The organism is Limibacillus halophilus, from assembly GCF_014191775.1.
In the GTDB taxonomy this organism is placed as follows: domain Bacteria; phylum Pseudomonadota; class Alphaproteobacteria; order Kiloniellales; family CECT-8803; genus Limibacillus; species Limibacillus halophilus.
The window spans coordinates 118,385-144,056 of sequence record NZ_JACHXA010000001.1 but is presented as its reverse complement, the minus strand read 5'-3'; the positions used below and the strand labels follow the sequence as shown (position 1 = coordinate 144,056).

Here is a 25,672-nt window from a genome sequence, read left to right as displayed (position 1 = left end):
ACATGCCTCCTCCCCCAGCATGGTTGGAGCTTCGATGCCCTGCAAGGCACTATCTGCGTGGCGGTTGTGTCTCATACTTCCAAGGTGTCCAGCAATAGGCGTAGAGCGGCTTCGTTGAAGGCCGCATCATAGACCAGGGCTACGCGGATATATGGCGCTCCGGGGTTATCTCCCCGTTCGTCCTCCGCACTCATGTAGGCGCCGGGAAGGACCCGAATACCGGCCTCCTTCCAAAGCTTCACCGTTGCGGCTTCTCCGTCCCCGACGTCGAGCCAAAGGAAAAAGCCGCCTCCTGGGCGCCGATAACCTAATCGATTGCCGAGCAAACGCTCGGCCATGACAAAGCTCTCGCGGTAATAGTCACGATTGCGCTCCACGTGCACCTCGTCGCGCCACAGGCTGGCCCCGGCTGCCAGTGCCGGTAAGGGGACGCCTGCACCGCCAAAGCGCATTGCACCATCCACCCGGTCGATCCAGCGCGCATCTCCTGCAACGAAACCGCATCGCAGACCCGGCGCGCTGGAACGCTTCGAAAGGGAGTGGAACACCACCAGATTGTCGAGTGAGCCAAACTCGGCAGCCGATTGGAGCGCGCCTAGCGGCGGTTGGTCCAGATAAATTTCAGAGTAGCACTCGTCGAATATGGCGAGGAAATCATGCTGCCGGGCCAGGGTGATGACGTCGCGCATCTGCGCTGCATCGGCAATCGCGCCTTGTGGGTTGGACGGCGAGCAAAGGATTGCCAGCGCCGCCTTCTCCAACACCTCCTTGGGCAAGGCGGCGTAGTCGGGCATGAACCCGGTTTCAGCCCGCGCAGGAACAAAAACAGGCTCGCCTCCAGCCGCCGCCGTGGCGCCGGCGTAGACGTGAAAGAAGGGACTGGGCAAAAGAACCTTTCGCTTTTCGCCTTCGCCGGGGCCGGGAATCGCCATCATGATCGTGAAAAACAGGCCTTCGCGGGTGCCCGGGACAGGCAGGATGTTGCGGTCCGGATCGATGAAATTGGCCGGCAGGGCAAAGCGGTTGGTCAGCCAGTCCGCTGCAGCTTCCCTATAGTCGGCCGTACCGCGCGGCGGCGGATAGGAGCCCCAGCCCGCCGCGTTTTTTTGCAGGCACTCCTGCAGGAATGCCGGCGGCGCATTCTTGGGGTCGCCGACTTGTAGCTGTATCGGTCCCTTGACGCCCGGGAGCCCGTGGTCGCCGGCAGGGTGGTCGCGCAACAGGCGTTCCAACCGCAAGAACGGATGGAAGCTGCCGAGGGCGCTCCTACCTGCAGCCGCAAAAGATGTCATCGTTGGCAGTTCCCTTTAACCCCGCGCCATATTCATCAAGCCTGAACAGCCAAAGCCCAGCGGTTCGGTCGGAAATAGGCTAAAACAAGAACAATCTTAACGTTATGTCTTAAGACGGACAAGCAGCTTCGATTGATAAGCAGTTTGGACGGCTGGAAGAAAATCCGCAAGATGTAGTGGGCTTGTGAATTCATGGCCGCAATACTTGTCTTACCAGAGCGAAATGGCGCCTGCCAATCTGCCCTTTGCGACTCGAAAACGACTCGGGCGCGACTCGGGAGGCGAATCGAATCTCGAAATCAGAACATAGCGGGAACTTAATAAAAAAAGCCCGGAAGCCGAAGCTTCCGGGCCGAGGTTAGCGGAGGAACATCCGCCGGGAACGGTTTGAGGACTGCTCTGTCCTTAGAAGGTTTGGGAGCCGCGCCCGAACTCGGGGTAGGCCTCCATGCCCAGTTCGGCCTTGTCGAGCCCCATGTCTTCTTCTTCTTCGCTCACGCGCAGACCAATGAAGGTTTTGATAAGGAGCCAGAAGATTGCGCTAGCAACCGAGACGAAGATGCCGATGGCCAGAATGCCGATGATCTGGGCGCTGAATGAAGCATCGCCATTGGTGAGAGGAACGGCCAACGTGCCCCAGATACCGGCGCAGAGGTGTACCGGAATCGCACCGACGACATCGTCAATCCGGATCTTGTCGAGAAGGGGGACAACGAACACCACGATGACGCCGCCCACCGCGCCAATCATCATGGATTCGACCAGCGTTGGAGTCAGCGGTTCCGCGGTGATCGAAACCAAGCCAGCAAGCGCCCCGTTCAGGACCATCGTCAGATCCGCCTTCTTGTAGATGACTTGGGTCAGGATCAACGCTGTGATCGCGCCGCCGGCGGCCGCAGTGTTGGTGTTGGCGAAGATGCGCGCTACGTCGGAAGCGTCACCCAGGGATCCCAGGGCAAGCTGTGAGGCGCCATTGAACCCGAACCAGCCGAGCCAGAGGATGAAGGTACCCAAGGTCGCCAGAGTCAGGTTGGAGCCCGGCATCGGGTGTATGCGCCCATCGGCGCCGTATTTGCCCTTGCGCGCACCCAAGATCACGGCGCCGATCAGGGCCGCCCAGCCGCCGGCGGAGTGCACGATGGTTGAGCCCGCGAAATCGTTGAAGCCCAGCGCATCGAGCCAACCGCCGCCCCATTTCCAGGAACCCTGGATCGGGTAGATAAAGGCGGTCAGCAGCACCGTGAAGGCTAGGAAAGGCCACAGCTTGATGCGCTCGGCCAGCGTGCCGGAAACAATGGAGGCCGTGGTTGCGCAGAAAACCAACTGGAAGAAGAAATCCGAGCCGACGGAAGCATAAGTGATGTCTTCGCCTTCGTGGCCCGGCAGCGACGTGACACTAAAGGCGCCCAGCCAGCCCTGACTCATCCAGGCGTCGCCCGGATACATGAGGTTGTAGCCGATCAGCATGTAGGTCAGGCAAGCTATGGAGTAGAGCGTGATGTTCTTCAGGCTCTGCATGGCCACGTTCTTCGTGCGGACCAGGCCCGCTTCCAGCATGGCGAAGCCGGCAGCCATCCACATAACCAGGAAGCCGCCGATCAGAAACAGTGTGGTGTTGAAAACGTAGGTGACTTCCTCGGAAACCTCGGCGGCGGCCGGAGATACGAGCAAGACCCCACCCAAGGCAGCAAGACCTGCGATGGAGAGGGATTTCCTGATTAAGGTGCGTGTCATGTTCCAAGTCCTCCTCAAAGAGCCGCGCTATCGGTTTCGCCGGTGCGAATGCGCACGGCGTGATTCAGATCCAGAACGAAGATTTTGCCGTCACCAATGCGCCCGGTATTGGCGGCAACTTGGATTGTCTCGACGACCTTCTCGACGAGCGGGTCATCAACCGCGATCTCGATTTTCACTTTCGGCAAGAAATTGACGGCGTATTCGGCGCCGCGGTAAATTTCAGTTTGCCCCTTCTGACGGCCGTATCCCTTGACCTCGCTGACGGTCAGACCCTCGACCCCGACGCCTGTCAACGCTTCTCGGACCTCGTCGAGTTTGAAGGGTTTTATGATGGCCATTACCAGCTTCATGGCTGGGTACCCCCGTGTTGTTGGTAGCAAGAGTTCATTCTCCCCAAGACCGGCGACAGCCGGCCCCTGACAGATAACAAGCAAGTTTCATGCCAAAATCGCCGGCTTCTCGAATCATGACGGCGAATCAAACAGCTACTTCGCAGGTGCAGCATGAGCGGTTCATGAAATACAAAGAGCTTTATGGGATAAATGCCTAAATAATAATCATCTACAATCATTTGCATAAAAAATATGCATATATAGAATCTAAGCCGCATCGCCTCAGGGGCTGATCCGGGGGCTGGACAGCGCGCGCTCGGCAGTCGATCTTTACGGAATGAAGAAGAACCCAAATCTTGAGTGTGATGTATTGATCATCGGCGGCGGGTTGGTCGGCCTGACGCTTGGTCATGCTTTGGCGGGCGCGGGATTATCCGCCGTTGTGTTGGACCGCGCCGATCCGGCAAAAATGCAGGACAACACCTTTGACGGCCGGGCTAGTGCCATTGCCAGGGGCACGAAGCAGATGCTGCAGGTGTTGGATCTTTGGGGCGCGATGGCGCCGGCGGCGGCGCCCATCCTGGATATTCGGGTTTCCGATGCGCGGGTGGGCGAGCAGCCGTCGCCGCTTTTCCTGCACTATGATCATCGGGAGGTTGGCGATCAGCCGCTTGGCTACATCGTCGAAAATAGAGCGATCCGTCGCGGGCTCTTCGGCGCATTGCCGCGCGAAGGGATGACACTGCTTGCTCCCTGCACGCTGGAAAGCCTGGAGCGTGGTGCACATGCCGTGGAGGCGACGCTGGGTGACGGCCGTCGGGTCACCGCTCGTCTGGCGGTTTCAGCCGAAGGCCGCAACGCGCGTTTGCGCGACGAGGCGCGTATCGAGGTAACACGCTGGGATTATCCCCAGAGTGGCATCGTCTGTACGGTCGAGCACAGCCTGCCGCACGAGGGCGTGGCGCACGAAAACTTCCTGCCTTCCGGTCCTTTCGCGATGCTGCCGTTGACAGACGACGCCGCGGGCAACCACCGCTCCTCCATCGTCTGGACGGAGAAGCGCAGTCTGGTCGACCATCTGATGGCTTTACCCGAAGCCGACTTTTCAAAAGAGATCGCCCGTCGTTTCGGTGATAGCCTGGGGACCCTCAAGGCGGTCGGCCCGCGCTGGTCTTATCCACTCTCTCTGCTGCTGGCGGACCGATACATCGATAATCGACTGGCTTTGGTTGGTGACGCCGCCCACGGGATTCACCCGATTGCCGGTCAGGGACTCAATCTGGGGCTGCGTGATGTCGCTGCCTTGTCCGAAGTGCTGGTGGATGCGGCGCGCCTTGGACTTGACGTCGGTTCGGCAACTGTTCTGGAACGCTATCCGCAATGGCGGCACTTCGATGGTCTGGCGCTGGTTGCCGTCACCGATGCGCTCAATCGTTTATTTTCCAACGATATTGCCCCGGTTCGCCTAGCCCGTGATCTGGGGCTGGCGGCGGTTCAGCGAATTCCGCCGCTCAAACGTCTCTTCATGCGTCACGCCATGGGCCTGGAAGGCGATTTGCCGCGATTGATCAAGGGCCAACCCTTGTAGCGGCGCTAGGCCAGGAAATCCGAAAACTCGGGAAAGGCTTTGACCTTTTCGATCAGGTAGTCGCCATAGACGACTGCCGGATAGGCTTCGCTTCCGGTGCCGGGCAAGGGTTCGATCACGGCATCGACCGCTGGTTCGAAGAAGAAGGGCAACGAGTAACGAGAACCGCCTTGAAGCGCCAGGACCCGATGGCGGGTAGCGCGGTAGCGGCCGGCGCTCCAGCGTTCCATCAGGTCACCCAGGTTGATCGCCAGGCTGTCCGGCAAACAGGGGACATCAATCCACTGGCCCGCGCCATTCTCCGCCTGCAGTCCCGGTTGGTCCAGTTGGGCCAACAGGGTCAAGCAACCGGAATCACTGTGCTCCCGTGTCATGATGGGATAGCGGGCGCCCTGATGGTCGCGGTAAGGCCGGTCTAGTCCGATGTAGGATTCCGCACTGCGCGGCGGATAGTGCAACAGACGCAAGGTCCCGTTTCCTTGGTCGAAGGCCTGGGCGAAGTGGTCCTCGGCCAGACCCAAAGCCCGGGCGAGGGACTGCAGCAGGGCTGTCCCGACCCCCTCCATGGCCTTGCGATAGGCGAGAACATCGGCGCGCCAGCCCGGTAGGTCGTCCTCGGTCGGCCAGGGGTTTTCCTCAATCAAGGGGTGTCGCTTAGCGGGTGCCGGGTCAGGACCGAGGTCGATTCCCTCCTTGTAGGCGGCAACGCCTCTCTGCAACGGGAAGTACCCTCTATAGAGCGTTCGGGCCTCGGGCGCGAACTTGCGTCGCCAGAGTCGCCGTTGCGCGTCCGGCGGGATCGAAAAGAGCCGCAGCAGGGACGCCCGGCGTTCCGGGGAAAGCAGGGCCTCGTCCGGCAAACCCGTAACAACAAGAAACCCGATCTCCCGGCAGGCCCGGTCGATGGCCCGGTCAACGACATCGCGCGCGGCGCTTGGGCGCCCAAAGAGTGGCGAAATGTCCACTTGGGGAATCGTGTCGAAGGCTGCGGCTGACATGGGATCGGCGTCCTTGCGCTAAATCTCCCGGCCCAGCAAGGCTTCCTCATACGGGAAGGTGGAGAGACGCTCGACGCCGCTTGCCGTTATCAGGACCTGATCTTCCAGCTTTACGCCCTCGTTGCCGCCCTCAGCGCCGATGTAGCTTTCCACGCAGATGGTCATGCCGGCCTCCAGGACGCCGTCGTAACCGTGGGCGTCGATATCCTCCAGATAGGCACAGTGCGGATACTCGTCACAGAAGCCGACGCCATGAAAGATTACGGAGTAGCGGCCTGGCAGATAACGATCCGGCAGCTTGAAGGCGGTCTCGGCTAGTTCACGAAACGAAATACCGGGCCGGATGAGCTGCATGTTCGTCTCAATCTGTTCATGGGCCAGGCGGTATAGCTCTTGCTGTTCGCCGCTCGGCTTGCCGTGGCCGCAGTAGTAGGTGCGCGATAGGTCGGAGCAGTAACCGAAGGGGCCGATCAAATCGGTGTCGAAAGCGACCAGCTCACCTGCGCGAATGATCCGGTCGGAGCACTCGTGGAACCAGGGGTTGGTCCGGCCTCCCGAGGCCAGAAGGCGGGTCTCGATCCACTCTCCGCCGCGCGCGATATTGACGTGATGCAGATGTGCCCAAAGCTCGTTCTCGGTCATGCCGGGCTTGAGTTCCTCGCGCATCTTTGCCATCCCGGCCTCGCAGACCGAAATAGAATGGTTCATCAACGCAATCTCATCCGCTGACTTGATGCAGCGCGCCAGTTCGCAAATTGCCTGGCCGTCACAGATTTCGATGCCGTGAACTTCCAGCGCGCGGATCCCCGCGATGTCGCAGTGGTCTGCCGCCAAACGCCTGTTGCCGCCGCCGGTCGCCTTCACCAGATCGGCAATCTCGGCGGCCCAGATGGCGGCCTTCTCGTTCATGCGGGGGCCGGCGCCGAAGAAGTACCAAGCTTGGGCGGGCCGCACTTCGGCGATGGTTTCCAGGCCTTCCGACAGATGCTCGCCGTTGTGGAACTCGAACAGCACGATCGGGCCTTCGGTGGGCACGAAGCAGTAGCGCGACGCATTGTGCAGGGTCCAGACCGCCATGTTGCGGCTGCCGGTGGCATAGCGGATGTTGATCGGGTCATAGAGCACGATGCCCGCCACGTCGTGGGCGCGAAGCTGAGCCCTCAAACGGTCGAGGCGATAGGCGCGCAGGCGCTTCATGTCGACCTGCCCTTCGCAGTCGCTGAGGGTTGGCGGCGCCGTGCGGGCGGCCAGATGCGTCGAGATGCTACGAGATGAAAGACTGCGGGCCGCACCCGCCGGTATGATCGTATCTGGCGCCATGACGATCTTTCTCCCTGCCATAGCTATTCCCACCAATATCCGGGAAAGCCTGACAGGATGTAAGCCGCTGTCTTGCTAGAAACCGACTCGCATACCGCAAATTCGACAGTTGCGTCACTTATCGTGGCATCAAGTTATCAAGGGTCGCGGCTGAGGCCCTTCTTCTCCAGGTCGGCCAGGTAGGCCTGCCAGATCTCGTCTTGCCGCTCGCCAAGATCATAGAGGTACTTCCATGAAAAGATGCCGGTGTCGTGCAGGTCGTCAAAGCGCAGACGCACCGCATAGTTGCCGACCGGCTCGATCGCCATGATGCCGACGTGGCGGCGGCCGGGGACGGTCTTCTTCTGCGAGGGGCCATGGCCCTGGACCTCCGCCGATGGGCTTTCGACGCGCAGCAATTCGGCCGGGTAGTCGAACGTCACGCCGTTATCGAAGGTGATCTTCAGGTGTTTGGTTGCCTTGGCGTAGGAAATCTCCGTCGGCCAGTGGTTGCTCTCCCAGGTTCCGTCGCTGGACGCTGCGTCGTTGCTCATGAGGCTCAAGTCTCCTTATCCAGCGACCGTGCTTCGTCCGGTAGCATGATGGGAATGCCGTTGCGAATCGGATAAGCGAGCCCCGCCTGACGGCTGACCAGTTCATTGGCTGCCGCGTCGTAGTCGAGGGGACCCTTGGTTACCGGGCAAACCAGAAGCTCCAAAAGCTTTGGATCGACCTTTGTCATGACCTTGCCGCCTTTCTTCTTCGCGGAAACAGACCCGCTCAATGCCTTGGTTTGGCGCCGCCTTGCGTCTCTTGGGCGCTGGAGGCATCCAGCTCCAATAGTTTTATCAAGGTCTCGGCCCGTGTCGAGAGGTTGGGCGCCATCAGCAGCGCCTGCTTCTCCAATGCCTCGAAAGGACAAGCCATGGCGAGCGAGGTGATCAAACGCTCGCCCGGCGCCTGTTCGATGGCTTCCCAGTCCGCTCGGATTCGTTTGACGCTAAAATAGGCGCGCAGGGCCGTCAGCAAGCGATCCCGGTCAAAAAAGTCCTCCAGGACTTCCGGCCTTTCAAGGTCGTCGCGGAACTCGGAGTAATCCGGCCGCACGCGGCGGAAACCCCTCTCCAAAGACAACTCCTCGCCGACCTTGAAGCGGAGCATGCCCTTCAAGGTTATGAGATAGCGGCCGTCCTCTGTTTCCGCGAAGGACACGATACGACCGACGCAGCCCAAGGGAAAGCAGGGGGCCGATCCCATTTGCAGTCCCTTTGTTTCCAAACTGGGCTGGATCATCCCGATCATGCGCCGACCGGCCAAGGCCTGATCGACCATGGCCAGGTAGCGCGGCTCGAAGATGTTCAGCGGCAATTCAGCGCGGGGCAACAGCAGAACCCCGGTCAACGGAAAGATCGGCAGAATTTCCGGCAACTCGTCGAAGGTCGGATCGAAAGGATTTTCGCTCATACCTATGAGAGATAGGGCCGGTTGATCACGAGAAAAGCAGGGACGACAGTTTTTTACGAGCCTGAACGGTCACCGGGTCGGTCGGACCCCAGGCCTCGAAGAACTGCACCAGCTGCTTGCGGGCTGCTTCGTCGTTCCAGGCGCGTTGGCGCCGGATGACTTCCAACAGCGCGTCCGCGGCTTCTTCACGCTGACCCGTGGCGTTCAGGGCCATGGCGAGATCGAAGCGCGCCTGATGATCGTTCGCATCCTGTGCGATCTTGGCCTGGAGATCAGCCAGATTGGCGGCGGCACCGTCGGCCTGCTCGGCAAGTTCGAGCGCGGCCAAAGCGCCCTGAATATCGCTCTGCAACTTCAAGGCTTCGCTGAGCTCGTCGAAGACCGCCCTAGCCGCCTCCATCTCGCCGGCGCCGATGTAGGCGCGGATAACACCGGATAACGCCTTGGCGTTCTCCGCGTCCTGTTCCAGCACCTGGGCGTAGAGTGAAGCGGCGGCTTCCGGTTGGCCCTGTCGCATCAACTCGTCGGCCTGTTCAAGGAGCGCCTCGATGGAGTTTTCGTCATCCCCGCCGCCAGCGGCCTCGAGGACCTGCTGGATGAACTGGCGAAGCTGGCTTTCGGGCAGGGCGCCTTGGAATCCATCCAGGGGGCGGCCCTGGTAGAAGGCATAGACCGTCGGGATCGACTGGACTCGGAGCTGTTGGGCAATGCCCTGGTTCTCATCGACATTGACCTTGGCAAGCATGACCTTTCCACCGGCTTGCGTAACCAGCTTCTCCAGCGCGGGGGTTAGCTGTTTGCAAGGACCGCACCACGGGGCCCAGAAATCAACGATGATTGGCCGCTGCATCGATGCTTCGATGACTTCGGCCATGAAATCCTTTTCGCTGATGTCCTTGATGACATTGCCTGGACCCGTTCCATTGGTCGCAGGACCGGCGCTGCCGATAATCTCTTCCATTGTGGCGATACCCTTTTCCCGACTTTCTGATCCGGGCGTTGTGCTGTTCATCAACGCCTCGCGTTTCGTTCCCAAGTTACATGGCCGTTCCGATCAACCATGGCAAGCCCGGCTTTAGCAGGCCCGCTCTTGGCTTTCGTCTATTCCGTCGCTGACCCTTCAAAATCCAGGAGCTGGGGCGGGTGCCCCACGGCTTCCAGAAACCGCAACAAATCCTGCGGCGCTATCGCGGTCGTCATATGATTGACCAGCGGGTGCGCATTGACAATTTCCCCTTCAAGAACCGCTCGATCCAAGACCATGGTGACGGCAGAGGTTCGATCATTGATCACCGCCAACGGCGTCACGGCGCCGGGACGCACGCCGAGGAACCGCATCAGGCGTTCCGCGCTGCCGAAGGAAAAACGACCCGCTTGGAGTCGTTCGCCCAAGGCCTTCAGGTCGATGGTTCGATCTTCCAGGCAGGTAACCAGCCACATCGCGCCTTTCTTATTGCGCAGGAACAAATTTTTGATATGCGCGCCCGGCAGGTTGCCGCGCAGCGCTTGGGCTTCCTCGACGGTGAATACCGGGGCATGCTCGACGGTCGTTTGCGCGACGTTCATGGCAGCCAAGCGCTCCAGCAACTGTTCGGGCGTTAGCGGCGGATGGCCGTCTTCAAGTATTGCGTCAATCTCGCTCATGGAATATCTGCCGTTCCTGGGAAGGTTCATGCGAGTTGCGAAGCTAACTTCCAGGCGGCTGCCTCTCAAGAGGAAACGCCTCTGCGACCGCTGAGATGAACGACCGTGATCCTGAAAAAGGGATTTTACCCCTTGCCAAACCCCCTGAAAGGTTTTATCTCCCCCACCGCGAAACTGATACGCGGGCGTAGCTCAGGGGTAGAGCACAACCTTGCCAAGGTTGGGGTCGTGAGTTCAAATCTCATCGCCCGCTCCAGTTTCCCAAATGAGCCGCCTCCGGGCGGCTTTTTTGATGCCTCCTCATCGGCCTTTTCAGTCGGATTTGCTATGTTGAGTCGGGTCGCAGTTGGATGGCAGGAGGCAGGGGACGCATGAAAGAGAAGGGCGTAGTGGAGCAGACGGTTGTCTCCCTAAACGGTCGCATTGAGCAGCCGGGCGCCGCTTCTGTTGCGATCTCCTCGCCGGCGGTCGCCTTCGGTCTGTCGGTCTTCGAGACGTTGCGTGGCTACCGACAAACGGCCGCCGGATCGGAGGGCATCGCGCTGTTTCGGGTTGGTGACCATCTGAAACGCCTTGCTCGCTCGGCGGAGATGATGCGCTTTCCGCCATTGCCACCGGAATCGCAGATGTCGCGATGGTTGGTCGAGGCAGCCCAGGCGCTTGGTGGAAACGAGGACTGCCATCTGCGGATCACGGCCCTCTTGTCCGGCGAGCATGGGCGCCTTCTTGATGACAGTCCGGTAGCGATCGCCATCGTCGCTGCCCGCCGTCCCGAACCCGACCTCGGTTCCCGGGTGCGGCGCTGCCACCTGAGCCCTTGGGTCCGTATCTCGCGCCAAGTCATGCCGCCGCTTATCAAGTGCGCTCCCAACTATCATAATAGCCGCCTGGCTCTTCTCACGGCCCGCGAGTCTGGCTTCGACGGTGCGGTGATGTTGAACGCGGCAGGCAATGTCGCCGAAGGGCCGGTCGCCAATCTCTTCCTGATCCGGGAAGGTCGTTTGGTGACGCCCGATCTGGAGAGCGACATCCTTGACGGCATCACCCGCGACAGCTTGCTGTCCATCGCGGCGAGGGACCTGAATTTAGCCTGCGAAGAGCGCCCGGTCGACGTCGCGACGTTGTGCACGGCCGACGAAGCTTTTTTCAGCAGTACCGGCGCGGGTATCGAGCCCATCAGCAGTCTTGACGGAAAACCACTCTCGGCAGGCGCGCCGGGTCCGGTGACGAGGTTGCTGGCGGATCGCTACGGTGACGTTTGCCGCGGCGCCGTTCAGGATTGGGGTTGTTGGCTGACGTCGGTCAATTCACCGGGGGTCTGATCACCAGGGACCTGAACGAAGCGTTCGACTTTGCCGCCTTCAATCGTCAAACGACGTAATACGCGTGACTGGGAAGTTTCGAACTCGGCCCGTCCGTGCTGTAGGCGCAGATTGTCCCACACCAGAAGGTCGCCTTGCCGCCATTGGTGATCGTAGCGAAAGCGCGGTTGCTCCAAATGGGAAAAAAGCTCTGCCAATAAGGCATTGCTTTCTTCTTCCGGCAAACCGACCAAGGTGCGGGTCATCAAGCGGTTGACGAACAGCAACGCATGGCCGCTGACAGGGTGTTTGATCACGCTGGGATGACGCCATGTAGCGGTATTGGCGTCCAGAGTCGCCGTGCGGGTCGTTTCACTGCCGCCATAAGCTTGAAGCACATCAAGACCCGATAACAACGCCTGAGTCCCTCGCGGTAATGCCGCATAGGCGGCAACGGCATCGGCAAACCGCGTAGCGCCGCCCTTGGAAGGAATCTCCAAACCATAAAGTAGCGTCGCCTTGTTGGGGTGCTCGGCGAAACACTGATCAACATGCAAATCCATCGCACCCTTCGGTAGAATCGCGACGGCATCGTCAACCGGGCGGTTGCTGACATAGCGAATGCGCGGTGTCGCACCCTCGCTGCGAACCTTTCCCAGGCAGGCGGCAAAAGCTGCTTGTGTCGCCTCGTCAAGCGTTTGGCCGGGGAAGAGAAGGAATCCATGCTCGGCAAGGAGGGCATTCAGTGTTTCTGTCGAAAGGGAACGGACGGCCTCGTTAAGCGCCTGCCCGGTGATTTCCAGTCCAAGCGTCGGCGACAGCCGGCGTAGTGCTAGCGGCCCAACTGACTGGGACAAACCCGTCATACCCTTGCCGTCATCAAGCAAACCCTTCCCCAAGGCTTCCGTCAAAACCGCTCCTTTGCCCGACCCAAACTGAGAACCAACCGTTGTGGTGCAGCAATCTAAAAGTGGCGGGTTTCCTCTTGGTCCATAACACTCTTTTTTATTTTGATAAAATGTTACGTTCTTTAGCGAACACGGGAACAAACGAAGCGATGGGGTGGCCGAAGGTATGTTGGGGTGGCAATGATTCTTGAATTTCTGCTCCCCCAACCGGGACCCCAACGTCAATTGCGGAACTTCCCGGCGGTCGTTGTGCATCTGATGGGCTGGGCCACGGTCGCCTGGGTTGTTCATGCGGTACTAATGGCGCGAAGCGATCCTCTGGTTGCGACCATCGTGTTCTTCACCCTAATCATGGTCGTGGTGTTTTTGAGCGTCGGCGCAACCAGCCGTTCTGATCCGGACCAACCCAGCGCCCTGGATTGGTCACTGGCGACTTCCAGCTTGCTTGTTGGTCTCTACTTTGCCGGGACTGCCGACAGCTTCATATACCGTATCAATTTGTTGGATCCACTCTCGCGGATCGAGGTCCTGGCGGGCAGTCTCGTCGTGGGGTTGGCCCTTGAGGTAACCCGGCGCACGGTGGGTCCGGTTCTGGTCCTGCTCTGCCTGGTTCTGATCCTCTACAACGTGTTTGGGCATCATCTGGCGCCGCCGTTCAATCACGGCGTTATTTCCTACAGCGATTGGTTGGACCTTACGGTCTTCACAACCGATGGACTCTTCGGTGCGCCCCTGCGGGTGGCTACCAGTTACGTCTTTGCGCTGATTTTTTTCGGCCTGCTTTTCAGCCGGGCGCGCGGTGGCGAGTTTTTTTGCGATCTTGCCGCCATGGTCGCCGGTCGCGGAAAGGGAGGGTTGGCCAAGGTTTCGGTCATAGCCTCCGGGTTGTTCGGCACGGTATCGGGAAGCCCCACATCGGATGTGGTGACCACCGGCTCGATCACGATCCCGGAGATGATGCGTCGAGGCTATCCCGCAAGGCTGGCCGGCGCGGTGGAGGTGGCTGGCTCCACCGGCGGCGGCTTGCTTCCGCCGGTGATGGGATCGGCGGCGTTTCTGATGGCCGAGATCACGGGCATCTCGTACGTCGAGATCGTAGTGGCGGCGGCTGTCCCCGCGCTTCTCTACTATGGCGCGGTTTATTTTCAACTCCATCTGCGCGCGATCAAACTCGATCTGCCCCGGTTGTCACCGGATGAGCTGCCGGGTTTGGTCGGCACCCTGCGTCGCGGCTGGCCCCTACTATTCCCAATGCTAGCCATTACCTGGCTGCTGCTTTCAGGTTACACCCCTGCTTTGGCGGGCGCAGGAGCGTCGGTAATTTTGCTACTCGTGGGAATTCGCATGGTGGGATGGTCGTCCTGGTTGCGGGTTCTTGCTGAAATTCCGGGTGAGGCGGTGCGCCGCGCCGCGCCAGTGGCGGGTGCCTGCGCGGCGGCCGGCCTGATTGTTGGTGGACTGACCATTACCGGCCTCGCAGCCAAATTATCGGGCATGGTCTTACAGTTTCACGGCGACTCACTTCTGATCGCGCTGGCTGCCAGCGCCGTCATCACCTTGTTACTGGGCATGGGTATGCCGGTTCCCAGCGCCTATCTTCTGGCCGCCGCGGTCGCGGGTCCCGTGCTTGCGCAGCTGGCGATCGGCGAGCTGGCCGGGCACCTCTTCTTGCTATACTTCGCGGTCATGTCGGCCATGACGCCGCCCATCGCGGTTGCCGCGTTTGCCGCTGCCTCGATTGCCGGTGTGCGGCCATTCGGCATAGCTGGCGGCGCCGTTCGTCTGGCTATCTCGGCTTACGTGATCCCGTTCTTGTTCGTGTTACTGCCCGGCTTGTTGCTTCGGACAACCCTACAGGACAGTCTGGTCGCGGTGACGATCAGTCTGTGCGTAGTCGGATTGCTGGCGATGGCCGTGGAGGGCTATGCGGCCAAGCCTTTGCTGCGATGGCAACAGGCCTGTTGCTTTATTGCGGCAGGGTTGCTGCTTCTTGTCCTGTAATGCCATTTTTCACAATGGGGGTCTCCGTGAGGGGACTGGAGCGGTTTTTGGAGGGGAGAGAGTAGATGAGACGTAGGGTTTTCATAATGGCAGCTTTGGTAGCCATGATCCCGGCACTCGGGAGTGCGGCTGTCAGCTACAACCTTGTCTTGGCGGGCGCCAGTGCGGGGGGGCTTTGGTCCTTGATCGGTGTCGGCGTCGACAACGCCATGAAAACCGCATATCCGGGTTCGACGGTGACCTACCAGACTTCCGGCGGCGGCTATGCGAATGTTTCATTGCTGGCGGATGAGAAGGTGGACATCGCAATTCTGCATGACGCGGAGGCGCGAAAGGCGGTTGAAGGAGCGGCCCCGTTCAGTAAGCCCTCGGAGCACCTGCGCGCCTTGGCGGTACTCTATGATTTTTCGGCGTTGCAACCGATTCTCGTGAAGGCTTTCGCGGAAGAACACGGGATCACCTCTTTTGAGGACTTGAAGGCCAAACGCCCGCCGTTGCGCCTGGTGCTCAACAAACCGGGCAACATTACACACGATCTGGCCGTCAACGTCTTGCAGGCCTATGGCATTGCGCCGGAAGACATCGAATCTTGGGGCGGGCGGGTTATGATTGCCGGGTCCCGTGAATCGGCCGAGCTTCTGCGCAATGGTCAGGCGGACATGGCCATGAATGCGCCCTTTGTTGGGCACTCTTCCATTCTGGAGGTTGCCAGCGCGCGTGAGCTTATCCTGCTGGCGCCCTCCGCCTCGGTGATCGGCTCCGTCGGCGAAAAGATGGGGATCGGATCGGTAACCATCCCGGCCAGTGCCTATGACTGGTTGGACAAGGATACGCCGACCTTGGCGCTGGCTGCGATGATCGCCGCGGATGCCTCAATGGATGACGTGACGGCCAAGGCGATCACGGCGGCCTTGATCGAACATATTGATTCCCTGCGGGATGTGCATAAGGCGATGCTGGGACTGGACCGGCCGATGTTGCTGCGGCAGCGTTCCATCCCCTTTCACCCAGGCAGCATTGCGGCTTTCAAGGAAGCGGGTTTGATGTAACGGCTACAACACCGGCAGGCGGGTGCCGGCTATCAGGCGCGCGCAGCTCGTCGGAGCAGCAGACCCTCAATCGCTTCGATTGTGCGGTCTGCTGCGGGCCAGAAGTGCGGAAACCCGACCCGGTACCACCAGAGCAGCATGTTGGGATTGATCTCGAAGATCAACGGGCGTCCGTCCTCGGTCAAGCCGAAGTCAATACCGCAGATATCGACGCCGACACCCTCGCAGGCGGCCATCAGCGCATCGCTATTTGCCTGGCCCAGATAGCCGCGGACATCGGCCATGAAGGCGGCTTCCTCCGCATGGAATGCCGGATCGTTGATCAAGGTGCTGGCGCGTAGCTGGCTCGAGCGTTGCTGATCATTCTCGCCGTGAGTGTTCCAATGGCTGTTGAAGAAGCAGTTGACCGGAAGCAGCTCCCCATCGATCCAGGCGCAACGGTATACCTTGTAGTGCCCCTTTTCGTTCCTCTGGGCATTGTGGAACTCGATCGCGAAAATCTCCGGTGAGATCCTGCGCTTTGCCAGCGTTGCAAGGGCCTGGTCCAGCGCCTCGTTACCCTCGCATAGGTGCATGCCGCCGCCATACTGCGATGTGGTGGGGCGAACGAGCAGCGGGAAAGCGAAGTCCGATAGGATTTTCGTCTTCAAGGCCTTTAAATCAGCATCAGCAATGTTATAACGTAATGTTTTTGGAAACAACAGATCGCTGCGGTCCTTCAGGCGCCGGTAGTTGGCGTCCCGGCGCAGGTTGCGAACCGATGCCGGGGCATTGACCAAAGGAATGCCGACCTGATCGCAAAGCTCTTTTGCCTGGCGGGCGATATCTTCATCCACTTCCGCCATGGCGTTGCCCAGAACGACTTCTATTTTTCTATCACGGAGCAGGTCGGGTTTGTCGTGGAGCGATTCGATCAGACCGTAGTTGATCGCCAGCTTTCTGCCCGGAACAAGAGCCGCGAAATTCGCGCCGCCAAAGATCTGCTGGATCGTATACTGCTTGCCGACGTGCACACTCTGGCGCGGCCGATTTGCCATCACCAGTGCTTGGGTCATCCTTGGTCTTGTGCGCTTCAAGGGCCAGAGGGGATGTTGATCCATCAGTTTTTCAAGGTGCTCAACGCCTTTGGGGAGGCGGTGCTTGGCGAGAACCCATGCGGCAGCCGCATCGAACTGCGGCCACGCGCAGCCCGCCTTGGTCGCGGTTGCCACATGGTCGACCGCTTCTTGGCCGCGACCGAGGTAGGTTAAGGTTAAAGGAAGCGCCATGGCACGTGGCCAGACGCCTGGTTTCAACCCAAGCGCGTTGTCTATCTGTTCAACCGGCCACGAGCTTCCACCAATAGCTTTCAGGGCGGCGCCGAACTCCACCAGAACGTCCGGCAGGCGACCGTGCTGATAAGCGGCCCCCAGGGCCGCAACCGCCCGCTTGTTGTGGCCGAGCTTGAGATGGGCGATGCCGATTGCGCGATAAATGCTCGCCTCATCGCGCTTGGCGGCAAGGAGGATTCTGCCGATCAACACGGTTGTGTGCGAGCAACCCAGGTCCTGAGCCGATTGAAACAGCTTGCGGAGTAAGGCCAACCGCCTATCGGCGGTAAGATTGGCTTCATTCAACTTCTCGGAAAGGGCTTTACGCGCGGCCACCAGTCCCTTAGCGGCCGCGAACTTCTCGATGTTCTGGACAGGTAACCCCAGAACTTGCTTATCCCCCATACCCGACGCTCCCTCTTTGTCGTCATCGTTAACGCCGCAAAACCACGCCGCATTAAAGCCTAGACCTTTGGTTGGGCCAAAGCCTGACGACACTCCAGCATCACCTCTAGTTAGAGCCAATAAAATTCCTCGGCAAGGTTATCGGTTTTATAAGCACAGAATCCGGGCTAGTTGCATGAAGTACAGGCACGAAAGTAAGGCAGAATTTACAATAAAACCATTAAGTTGCCCTGAATAACACCGCAACATTGACTTAGAAATTCAAACATAGGGCTTTGCGCATGTTTTACAACGAATCCGGGGCAAAATTGAAACAACGCTTCGGATAGATCAATCGATACAGAATTTAATTCCATAAAGCGGTCAAAATTGGCAAGCAAGTGGTTGCTCTGAATGTAAATTTTCATTAAGCAGGACGCAGCCATTTTATTGAGGGGGAGTTTGTCATGTCCGCACGGTCGCAATTTTTATCCGGGTATTTGCTGTCTTCAACTGCGCTGGTCGGTGTAACCGCCGGTGCGTTGGCGCTCTGGACAGCCCAGGTAAACCCGGCTTCTGCGGCCTGTGACATCAGCCTCCCGACAGAGGGTCAGACCGTCACCTGCATTGATGCGGATGTGACGGGTGTCTATGCGGCGGACGACGAGCGCAACATCACGGTGGTGCTTTCCCCCAGCGCCTCCATTGATGCACCTGCGGACGACGGCATCGACCTGAATGGCTCCAGCAATGTGACCCTCAACAGCAGTAGCTCAGTGAATGGCCTGGGCAGCTATGACGCCATCCGCTTCAGCGACGGCGACATCGCGTACAGCGGCTCCTCGACCGTCACCCTGAACGACGCCAGCGCAACCGCACAATACGGCAACGTGCTGGATGTTCAGCTCGGCGCCGGGGTCGGATACACCAAGGGCAGCTACACGGGCGACTCCTTCACCCTGAGCGCCAGCAAGTCGAACCTCTCGAACAATTACTATCCTGGCGGCTACAGCACGGCAGACGCCGTGAAAGTCGATACCGGTGTGTACATCGGTTTTGGTGTGGGCAGCACCACCGAAGCAACCGCAGGCGATATCACCGTCGATTTTTCTGAAACCAAACTCAATAGCTACGGCAATGGCCTGAACCTAAAGAGCATCGGCTATGCCAAGGGTCTGTACGACGCATCGGCTAACGGCGGCACGGTCAGTGTCGAGTTGAGCCAGAACAGCAGCATCAACACCAAATTCTATGGCGCCGGCAAGAATGGCGGCGGAACGGGCATCCTCGTCACCACAGGCGGTGTGGCCAAAACCAAGTACGGTGAGTACGACGACAATTACGCCGGCAGTTACGGCGGGATGATCTCGATCGGATTGGATGCGAGCAGCGTCAGTGCCGAGGATAATGGTATTGCGGCGCAAAGCATCGCCTACGCTAAGGCTGGTGGCGTTGGCAACGATGCGATGGCGGACGGCGGTACGATCGACATCACACTTGCCAACGGCAGTTCGGTTGACGGGCTCGACAGTGGAATCATCGCCGGCAAATATGGCAAGGGTGGCGCGACAGCCTTTTCCAAGGGTGGCGGCGCGACCGCAATCGGAACGGACATTTCGATCGATCTCAGCAATTCATACGCAAGCGGTGCGGACGGAGTCGGAATCGGGGCAGTCAGTGGCGCCTTCGCTTTTAGTTTGGGCGGCGGAATTGTCGACAAGTATTACGGCACCTCCGGCAGCGACGCCGACGCCACGACCGGCAACATAACCATCGGGCTGGACGGCAGCCAGGTGAAGGGGGCCTATGACGGCATCGTGGCAGCCTCCAAAGGGCTTGCGCTGGGTTACTACGCCGATGCAAGCGCCCAGGGCGGCGATATATCGGTCTCGCTCACCAACGAATCGACGGCTACCGGGTATAACGGCAATGGAATTTCCGTTTATTCGAAGAATTACGCGATCAGCAAGGGGTATGCCTATTACGGCCTCTACACCAGCGCGAGCGCGGCCGGCGGCACCATCGATGTTTCACTGACTAATAGCGCTGTTTACGGATCGCAGTCGGGCATCGCGGTCCAAGACTCCGCTTACGCCGTCAACGTTATCGGCGGCGTGTTGGTTGCCCGCGAGGAACCGGGCGGTGGGTCAAGCAGCACAGAATACTCCAGTGCTACGGCAGTAGCTTCGGACGTGACGATCTCGCTGAGTGGCGCGGACGTTGAAGGGTATTACGGCAACGGCATCTCGATCGGCGGCAAGTACGGACCGTCGGCTGTAGCGAAGGTTGATTTTAAGGGCGGCGGGATCAGTTCTCGCGCGCCAATCTTTGGTAGTTACGGGCCGGTCGCCTATGCCAACGGCGGCAGCGCTACGCTGAATCTGGCGGACGGGACCTCTGTCTATTCGGTGTTCGGTAGCGCTGCGTACCTGGAGCGAGCTGCTTACGCTTACGGATTCTTTGGCACCGCAACCGCACAGGGCGGCGACATCACGGTAAACCTTTCGGGCGGATCCAGCCTCTACTCGATTTATGGCAAAGGACTTGAGACGAAGGCCTACGGCTATGCAAAAGGAAAATATGCTAACGGCCTGGGTGGAAATCTGACGGTAACTCTGACCGAGGGTTCTTTCATCGGCAGCTATTACAGCAGCGGGATTACTGGCGATATAACGGCCAAATCGCAGGGCAAATACTCAACCGCCAATGGCGGCAGCTTCACTCTGACCATGGATGATTCATCAATTTACGGAGGCGGCGGCGCGGGAGTTTCGATCAAAGGCGCGGCGAGTGCTGTAAAGAGCTTCGACGCCTACGCGACCGGCGGTACCGTGGACATCTCCCTGGCGAATAAATCTGCAGTCTATGCGCAGTATGACGGGATCGCGGTCGACTTCGATGCTGCTGCTGATGGCTTTGTCTATGCCAATGCCATGGGCGCTTCGGTCACCCTTTCCATGGCTGACAGCGCCGTATACAGCAAGTACGGCGACGGCCTTGAGCTAAAGGCCCAAGCCTATGCCTTCGCTGATTCCAGTAAGAAAGGGTCTATCGGCAACGCCTACGCAACGGGTGGGATGCTCGATATCACTCTAACCAACTCCAAGATCGACGCCTATTATGAAGGCGTCTTTGCCGACTTCGATGTGACGGCGAAGTCGGAATACGGCTCGGCCGAGGCCAATGGGCAGACGGTCACCATCGCGGTTAGTGGCAGCAGCATTTATTCTAAATATGCCGACGGATTCGATATCGAGGGTGATACCGATGCCTATGGCAAGTACGCCATGGCAACGGGTGGTACTTTCGACATTTCGCTGACCAACGGCACCTTTATCGGCGCGCAATATGAGGGTGTCGAGATTGATGCGGATGTTGAAGCGAGCCACGAGTACGGCGCCAGCCAGACAGCCTCGGCGACGGGCGCCACAATCACCCTGTCGATGGATGATTCCACGATCTACGCTTACAACGGAGACGGTCTGCAATTGGAATCCGACGCCGATGCGGACGGCAGTTATGCCTACGCGACCGGCGCTACTGTCAACGTGTCCTTGACCAACGGCTCATACATAAAAGCCAAGTACGACGGCATAGAGTTGGACTTCGATGCAGACGCGGATGGGGAAGGCGACGATGTTGCCGAGGCGACGGGTGCCAACATCACGCTCTCCATGGACGCAAGCTCCATCTATGCCATCTATGGGGATGGCATCAACATAGATGCCGACGCAGACTCCAAGAAAGCGGAATATTCGACAGCGACGGGTCCGACGGTTGATATCTCGCTAACTAACTCTTTCATTGGCGCTTACGACGACGGTATCTACGCGCAAGTCGGCGCGGATGCAGATGGTAAGAACTCCTATGCCTATGGCGCGACGGTGACGCTTGCTTTGGACGATAGCGGCATTTACTCGTACTACGGTGATGGCATTAGTATGAAGGGGAAGACCGAGGCGAATGGTAGTTATGCCTTGGGTGCGACGGTCGATATTTCCCTGGTAAACGAGTCGAAGGTTAAGGGCTATAACGACGGCATCGACCTGTCTTTCGAGACGGAGGCTGACGGAACCGTCGCGACGGCAATCGGTGCAACCTTCAATTTCTCAATGGACATGAGCGCGGTTAAGGGCAAGTACAATGACGGCGTTGCCTTCTTTGGTGACGTGACCGCGTCAGGCAAGAACGCCTATGCGACGGGTGCCACGGTAGACCTTACCCTGGCCAACAAATCACTTGTTTATGGCTACGAAGGCGGCATCGAGATTGAAGCCCATGCCTATGCCAAGGCCGGTTACGCCATTGCGACGGGTGGCACCATCACCCTGTCGGCGGCGGATTCGAAGATTGGCGGCAAGTACAACGATGCCATTGAGCTTCATGCCAACGCCGACGCATACGCCAATGGCGCCTATCCCAGCGGCAAGCTTCCCAGCCTGTCCTATGCGCAGGGCGGCACAGTCGGTATCGATCTGAACAATACCTTTGTCTTTAGCAAGTACGGCGACGGTATCGATGCCGAGGCCGAGGCGCGCGCCGACGCATCTTACTATTACGGCGGTGCGAACGAGTATGCTGTTGCCAAGGGCGGCACGGTAACCCTGTCGGCAACGAATTCGTTTATCGTCGGTTATAATGATGCGTTGGATCTAGAAGCCGATGCCGACGCTGGGAGCAAGTCCTATGGCGCAGTCCCAGCCTTCTCGGAAGCGGTCGGCGGCACCGTTACCGCCGATCTGCAGGGTACCTATGTCTTCGGTAAATACGATGGCATCGACCTGGAAGCCGACGCGGATGCATTTGGTGAAAACTATGCACACGCTCAGGGCGGCACGATTGCGCTGACGATGAACAGTAAATCCGTTGCCTACTCCAAGAAGGGTGGGTACTTCGGGGTTAACGCCATCGAGGCCGACGCCAGTGCGAATGCCGTCAGCGGCAGTAACTATTATTATCCGTACTTCAATTTGGCGAACAAGGTCACCTTGCCTGGCGGGGATGAGTCGGCGCCAGCCGATGCCATCGCCATCGCCGGCACAGTCGATATCAGCCTTGATCAATCGGCGGCTATTGCGAAGGATGGCGGCGGTATCTATGCCGACGTCAGCGCTTATGCCAAGAACAAAGGTTATTATGGCCACACAGCCTTCGCACAAGGCGGCACGGCAACCATCAGCCTGGCAAACGGCTCGGTTGCCAAGGGCGGCTACTATGGCGCGGCCATCGGCGCGAATGCCGATGCCTATGCCGACGGCAAGAGTGGCGGCGTGGCGGAAGGCGGCACCATCTCGCTCGGGGTCACGGACTCCGGGGTTTATGGTTACACCGGTATCGATACAACAGCCTTTGCCAGCGCCTTCGCCAGTAAGAGTGGCGGCGTGGCAGAAGCCATGGGCGGGACGATCACGATTGATCTGACCAACAGTTTCGTAGACACCAAATACACGGCAGTTTACGCCAATGCCTCGGCCTATGCTTATGGTGACGGTATTGCGCCGGCCAAGGGCGTTTACACCTTGGCCCAGGGTGGCACGGTGACGGTTTCGCTGATTGGCAGCACGGTCAGGACCAGTTACGCCGGTGGCCATGGTGTTCATACGCAAAATAATGCCAACGCGGGTGGATACAGTGGTTCCTACTCCGCCTATCTCGGCACCGTGACGGTCAATCTCGACAGTAGCAGCGTGATCCTGGCCTACGGTGCAGGTTCCTATGGTGTCTTCTTCGGAAGCACCTACGGGAACGGGGTGCCAGGCGCAGACTGCGACACCAGTTACAACGCCACCTGCAACACGCTCAATAACCAGGGCACAGTGTACTCAGCCGTGTCCACGGCGGTTGTCGGCAGTGATAATGGGGACCGGGTCAACAACTACGGCACGCTTTCCGGCAGCACGGCTTCGCTCAACATGATGGGCGGCGATGACGTTGTATGGCTGGGAACCGGCACAAGTGTTACCGGCATCATGCTGGGTGGCGATCAGGATACCCTGCCAGGCGACATCGATATCCGTGCGCTGGATGACTCGGCGCTGGGTGATGCGCTCTTCCTGTCCGGCATGGGCAGCCTGGGTGCGGACTCCGATGAGTTCGAAGTCCTCCGCATGGTTGGCGATGTCTGGGAACTGCAGGCCGGTACCAACCAGAACCTGACGGTGGGCGCCACGGTCGAGAGCGGTACGCTCTTCGTCAATGGCACGCTGACCGCGCCGGATACCATTGTCCACCATGGGGCGACCCTTGGCGGCATCGGTACAGTGATGGGCTTCCTGGAGAACAGCGGCACGGTTGCGCCGGGTAACTCCATCGGCACCCTGACCAACGACGGCGATTTCCTCCAGAACAGCGACGGTGTCCTTGAGATCGAATTCACCAGCGCCATCGCGCCGGGACAGGAGGGTGTGGAAAGCGACCTGCTGGTCGTGACCGGCTCCGCTGAGATCAACGGCACGGTCAAGTTCATCAACCTGAGCGGCGTGGACGTTGCGGTTGACACCATGGGCACCCCGATCGTCATCGTCGACAGCGGTGTGAACCCGATTGTCTTCAACGGGACGGTCACGGGCGCACAGTTCGCCCAGGTCATTCCGGGTCAGGAAGACGACTTCGGCTTTGTGTCCTTCGCCAGTACGCCGAACGGTGTCGCCCAGGCCTACATTCCGACCACGTTTGAAGCCTCCGACCTCTTCATCCAGGCATTGGGTAGCGAGACCAACTCAAATCGCCGCGGTGGCAGCAGCCAATCGGCAGCCTTGACGGCCAACCAGACGGCCTCACTGGGACTCTCTCCATCGCGGGTCGTGGTGGCGGAAGAAGGTGAAGGCGACTTCTGGTTGCGCCCGCTGGGCCGCTTCGGTGACCGGGATACCCGCGACGGTATCTTCGGCTACGACTACAAAATCGGCGGCGTCGCGGCTGGTGCGAGCACCTTCGTGTCGAAGGACTTGGTGATCGGCGGCGCGCTCGGCTTCACCCACAGTGAAACCGATAAGAACGTGGTCGGTGGGACCGACGACATGGACGCCTTCTACCTTGGCTTCTATGCCGACTACACCATGGACAACAACGCCTTCTTGAACTTCTCGACAGCGATTGCCTACAACGACTACTCGCTGGAGCGTATGGTTCTGGTCAACAACGTGGCAACCAAGGGCGAGGGCGATCCCTACGGTATTTCCTTCGACGCCCGTGTCGGGGTTGGCATGGAATATGACCTGGGCGGCGGTCTGTTGGTGCGTCCCACCGCATCGACGACCTACTTGATGGCCTACGTTGACGACTACACTGAATCGGGCCTCGGCCAGTTCAACATGGATGTCGACAGCGAAACCTATCAGGAGCTGCGTAACGCCATCGGCGTCGAGTTCGAGAAGGGTATCGATACCCGCCTCGGCGGCGAGCAAGCCACGATTATTCCCTCCTTCAAGGTCGGTGTGACGCACACCATCCCTCTGGATGATCGGGAAGGCACGGCAAGTTTCGTCGGCTTCGGTAACAGCTTTGCAATTACCGGCGACGACCAGGACGACGTCTATCTGTCCGTCGGCACCGGCTTCAGCATGGCCATTGGCGAAAACACAACCGCCTTCATCGGATATGATGGTGACTTTAACGAGGACAACAGACGGCATACGGTTAACGGTGGCTTCCGCATCACTTGGTAACCGGATTTACAGGATTGGCGCCGGGGCTTTCGTAGTCCCGGCGTTTCCTGTCTCTGGCCTCGCGCGCGTTCCGCGTTCCTCTGGCCGTCTGTCTGGCCCCGATCATAGCGACCAAGCGACCCCTCAATTCAATATCAGCAATGGTGACACTCGATGCGCACGCGCCTAGCCGGACTATTTGCAATCCTTGCCCTTCCAATCCTGTTGGGGGGCATTTCTTTTAAGGCCGAGGCGCAGAATGCCGACGCAACCGTAGAGACCTCCCGTTTCAACGATTGGATATTGCGCTGCGTCAAGACTGAAACGGTTTCTTGCCGATTGTCTCAGCAGGGTTACATGGAACAGAATGGCAAGAAGGTGAAAGTCCTTACCATCACGGCCGATCCCGAACGTCTGCGGGTCGGTACGCCGTTGGGATTTGACCTGACCAAGGGCATGATGCTCCGTGCTGGCAATTTCGAACGCGTGGTGGCTTACCGTGTGTGCACAAAAACCGGCTGTGCCGGCGGGACGCCTCTGGATGAGGAATTGGTGAGGGCCTTTCGCAAGGCGGAGAATGCTGAGATCATTCTGACGAGCCTGGAGGAGAAGACCGTTACCATGACGGTGTCCCTGAGCGGCTTTACCAACGCCCATCGCGAGATGATGACCGCCCATCAATGAACCGGCATAGAAACTAGAGAAAAGGCAGATCGACC

Annotated in this window: 18 protein-coding genes and 1 tRNA gene; 7 read left to right on the top strand and 12 right to left on the bottom strand. The window is 59.2% G+C overall.

From position 1 onward, the window contains the following. Window positions 1-71 precede the first annotated feature (71 nt). From FHR98_RS00650 to FHR98_RS00640, 3 genes are all read right to left on the bottom strand, one after another. Window positions 72-1,292: an aminotransferase class I/II-fold pyridoxal phosphate-dependent enzyme gene (locus FHR98_RS00650; protein ID WP_183414679.1), complete on the bottom strand. Its 1,221-nt coding sequence runs from the start codon at window positions 1,290-1,292 to the stop codon at window positions 72-74. A 405-nt stretch (window positions 1,293-1,697) separates the two neighbouring features. Next, entirely contained in the window at window positions 1,698-3,026 is a 1,329-nt protein-coding gene (locus FHR98_RS00645) for an ammonium transporter (protein ID WP_183414678.1), read from the bottom strand. A 14-nt stretch (window positions 3,027-3,040) separates the two neighbouring features. Continuing rightward, window positions 3,041-3,379 carry a P-II family nitrogen regulator gene (locus FHR98_RS00640; RefSeq protein WP_183414677.1) on the bottom strand — a complete coding sequence of 113 codons (339 nt, stop codon included), beginning with the start codon at window positions 3,377-3,379 and terminating at the stop codon, window positions 3,041-3,043. Between the two features lie 319 nt (window positions 3,380-3,698). Here FHR98_RS00640 and FHR98_RS00635 point away from each other — a divergent pair, with 319 nt between their 5' ends. Continuing rightward, complete coding sequence (locus FHR98_RS00635) at window positions 3,699-4,949, top strand: UbiH/UbiF/VisC/COQ6 family ubiquinone biosynthesis hydroxylase (protein WP_183414676.1); 1,251 nt, start codon at window positions 3,699-3,701, stop codon at window positions 4,947-4,949. 5 nt (window positions 4,950-4,954) lie between these two features. Here FHR98_RS00635 and FHR98_RS00630 read toward each other — a convergent pair whose 3' ends face one another. From FHR98_RS00630 to FHR98_RS00600, 7 genes are all read right to left on the bottom strand, one after another. Then, window positions 4,955-5,947 (bottom strand): isopenicillin N synthase family dioxygenase, encoded by a 993-nt coding sequence (locus FHR98_RS00630; RefSeq protein ID WP_183414675.1) that lies wholly within the window; start codon window positions 5,945-5,947, stop codon window positions 4,955-4,957. Window positions 5,948-5,965: 18 nt separating this feature from the next. Then, window positions 5,966-7,267 carry a M24 family metallopeptidase gene (locus tag FHR98_RS00625; protein ID WP_183414674.1) on the bottom strand — a complete coding sequence of 434 codons (1,302 nt, stop codon included), beginning with the start codon at window positions 7,265-7,267 and terminating at the stop codon, window positions 5,966-5,968. 137 nt (window positions 7,268-7,404) lie between these two features. Beyond that, on the bottom strand, window positions 7,405-7,800 hold the full coding sequence (locus FHR98_RS00620) for a gamma-butyrobetaine hydroxylase family protein (RefSeq protein ID WP_183414673.1): 396 nt from the start codon (window positions 7,798-7,800) through the stop codon (window positions 7,405-7,407). A gap of 5 nt (window positions 7,801-7,805) precedes the next feature. Then, complete coding sequence (locus FHR98_RS00615) at window positions 7,806-7,988, bottom strand: Trm112 family protein (RefSeq protein WP_183414672.1); 183 nt, start codon at window positions 7,986-7,988, stop codon at window positions 7,806-7,808. 38 nt (window positions 7,989-8,026) lie between these two features. Further along, window positions 8,027-8,710 carry an LON peptidase substrate-binding domain-containing protein gene (locus tag FHR98_RS00610; protein ID WP_183414671.1) on the bottom strand — a complete coding sequence of 228 codons (684 nt, stop codon included), beginning with the start codon at window positions 8,708-8,710 and terminating at the stop codon, window positions 8,027-8,029. Window positions 8,711-8,735: 25 nt separating this feature from the next. Next, on the bottom strand, window positions 8,736-9,722 hold the full coding sequence (gene trxA / locus FHR98_RS00605; RefSeq protein WP_246377292.1) for a thioredoxin: 987 nt from the start codon (window positions 9,720-9,722) through the stop codon (window positions 8,736-8,738). 89 nt (window positions 9,723-9,811) lie between these two features. Continuing rightward, window positions 9,812-10,354: a prolyl-tRNA synthetase associated domain-containing protein gene (locus FHR98_RS00600; RefSeq protein ID WP_183414670.1), complete on the bottom strand. Its 543-nt coding sequence runs from the start codon at window positions 10,352-10,354 to the stop codon at window positions 9,812-9,814. Between the two features lie 181 nt (window positions 10,355-10,535). Here FHR98_RS00600 and FHR98_RS00595 point away from each other — a divergent pair. Both FHR98_RS00595 and FHR98_RS00590 read left to right on the top strand, forming a co-directional pair. After that, window positions 10,536-10,610, top strand: a tRNA-Gly gene (locus tag FHR98_RS00595). 115 nt (window positions 10,611-10,725) lie between these two features. After that, a complete protein-coding gene (locus FHR98_RS00590) occupies window positions 10,726-11,676 on the top strand; it encodes an aminotransferase class IV (RefSeq protein ID WP_183414669.1) in 951 nt (316 codons plus the stop codon). On the opposite strand, the gene FHR98_RS00585 is transcribed toward FHR98_RS00590, so the two are convergent. Further along, window positions 11,628-12,566, bottom strand: coding sequence for a TauD/TfdA dioxygenase family protein (locus tag FHR98_RS00585; protein ID WP_183414668.1), 939 nt, complete (start codon window positions 12,564-12,566; stop codon window positions 11,628-11,630). The genes FHR98_RS00590 and FHR98_RS00585 overlap by 49 nt on opposite strands. Window positions 12,567-12,743: 177 nt before the next feature. Between FHR98_RS00585 and FHR98_RS00580 the strand changes: the two genes are divergently transcribed. Together FHR98_RS00580 and FHR98_RS00575 are read left to right on the top strand one after the other, a co-directional pair. Continuing rightward, window positions 12,744-14,564 (top strand): TRAP transporter permease, encoded by a 1,821-nt coding sequence (locus tag FHR98_RS00580; protein ID WP_183414667.1) that lies wholly within the window; start codon window positions 12,744-12,746, stop codon window positions 14,562-14,564. A 65-nt stretch (window positions 14,565-14,629) separates the two neighbouring features. Beyond that, window positions 14,630-15,613 (top strand): TAXI family TRAP transporter solute-binding subunit, encoded by a 984-nt coding sequence (locus tag FHR98_RS00575; protein WP_183414666.1) that lies wholly within the window; start codon window positions 14,630-14,632, stop codon window positions 15,611-15,613. Window positions 15,614-15,645: 32 nt separating this feature from the next. Here FHR98_RS00575 and FHR98_RS00570 read toward each other — a convergent pair whose 3' ends face one another. Then, entirely contained in the window at window positions 15,646-17,328 is a 1,683-nt protein-coding gene (locus FHR98_RS00570) for an ATP-grasp domain-containing protein (protein ID WP_183414665.1), read from the bottom strand. A 446-nt stretch (window positions 17,329-17,774) separates the two neighbouring features. Here FHR98_RS00570 and FHR98_RS00565 point away from each other — a divergent pair, with 446 nt between their 5' ends. Continuing rightward, complete coding sequence (locus tag FHR98_RS00565) at window positions 17,775-24,974, top strand: autotransporter outer membrane beta-barrel domain-containing protein (protein ID WP_183414664.1); 7,200 nt, start codon at window positions 17,775-17,777, stop codon at window positions 24,972-24,974. Window positions 24,975-25,127: 153 nt separating this feature from the next. Beyond that, entirely contained in the window at window positions 25,128-25,637 is a 510-nt protein-coding gene (locus tag FHR98_RS00560; RefSeq protein WP_183414663.1) for an invasion associated locus B family protein, read from the top strand. Window positions 25,638-25,672: the final 35 nt, after the last annotated feature.

What these genes read in the sequence shown, in the direction of transcription:
- FHR98_RS00650 (WP_183414679.1), bottom strand. Translation starts at nt 1,292, where the DNA reads ATGACATCTTTTGCGGCTGCAGGTAGGAGCGCCCTCGGCAGCTTCCAT.
- FHR98_RS00645 (WP_183414678.1), bottom strand. Translation starts at nt 3,026, where the DNA reads ATGACACGCACCTTAATCAGGAAATCCCTCTCCATCGCAGGTCTTGCT.
- FHR98_RS00640 (WP_183414677.1), bottom strand. Translation starts at nt 3,379, where the DNA reads ATGAAGCTGGTAATGGCCATCATAAAACCCTTCAAACTCGACGAGGTC.
- FHR98_RS00635 (WP_183414676.1), top strand. Translation starts at nt 3,699, where the DNA reads ATGAAGAAGAACCCAAATCTTGAGTGTGATGTATTGATCATCGGCGGC.
- FHR98_RS00630 (WP_183414675.1), bottom strand. Translation starts at nt 5,947, where the DNA reads ATGTCAGCCGCAGCCTTCGACACGATTCCCCAAGTGGACATTTCGCCA.
- FHR98_RS00625 (WP_183414674.1), bottom strand. Translation starts at nt 7,267, where the DNA reads ATGGCGCCAGATACGATCATACCGGCGGGTGCGGCCCGCAGTCTTTCA.
- FHR98_RS00620 (WP_183414673.1), bottom strand. Translation starts at nt 7,800, where the DNA reads ATGAGCAACGACGCAGCGTCCAGCGACGGAACCTGGGAGAGCAACCAC.
- FHR98_RS00615 (WP_183414672.1), bottom strand. Translation starts at nt 7,988, where the DNA reads ATGACAAAGGTCGATCCAAAGCTTTTGGAGCTTCTGGTTTGCCCGGTA.
- FHR98_RS00610 (WP_183414671.1), bottom strand. Translation starts at nt 8,710, where the DNA reads ATGAGCGAAAATCCTTTCGATCCGACCTTCGACGAGTTGCCGGAAATT.
- trxA (WP_246377292.1), bottom strand. Translation starts at nt 9,722, where the DNA reads ATGAACAGCACAACGCCCGGATCAGAAAGTCGGGAAAAGGGTATCGCC.
- FHR98_RS00600 (WP_183414670.1), bottom strand. Translation starts at nt 10,354, where the DNA reads ATGAGCGAGATTGACGCAATACTTGAAGACGGCCATCCGCCGCTAACG.
- FHR98_RS00590 (WP_183414669.1), top strand. Translation starts at nt 10,726, where the DNA reads ATGAAAGAGAAGGGCGTAGTGGAGCAGACGGTTGTCTCCCTAAACGGT.
- FHR98_RS00580 (WP_183414667.1), top strand. Translation starts at nt 12,744, where the DNA reads ATGATTCTTGAATTTCTGCTCCCCCAACCGGGACCCCAACGTCAATTG.
- FHR98_RS00575 (WP_183414666.1), top strand. Translation starts at nt 14,630, where the DNA reads ATGAGACGTAGGGTTTTCATAATGGCAGCTTTGGTAGCCATGATCCCG.
- FHR98_RS00570 (WP_183414665.1), bottom strand. Translation starts at nt 17,328, where the DNA reads ATGGGGGATAAGCAAGTTCTGGGGTTACCTGTCCAGAACATCGAGAAG.
- FHR98_RS00565 (WP_183414664.1), top strand. Translation starts at nt 17,775, where the DNA reads ATGTCCGCACGGTCGCAATTTTTATCCGGGTATTTGCTGTCTTCAACT.
- FHR98_RS00560 (WP_183414663.1), top strand. Translation starts at nt 25,128, where the DNA reads ATGCGCACGCGCCTAGCCGGACTATTTGCAATCCTTGCCCTTCCAATC.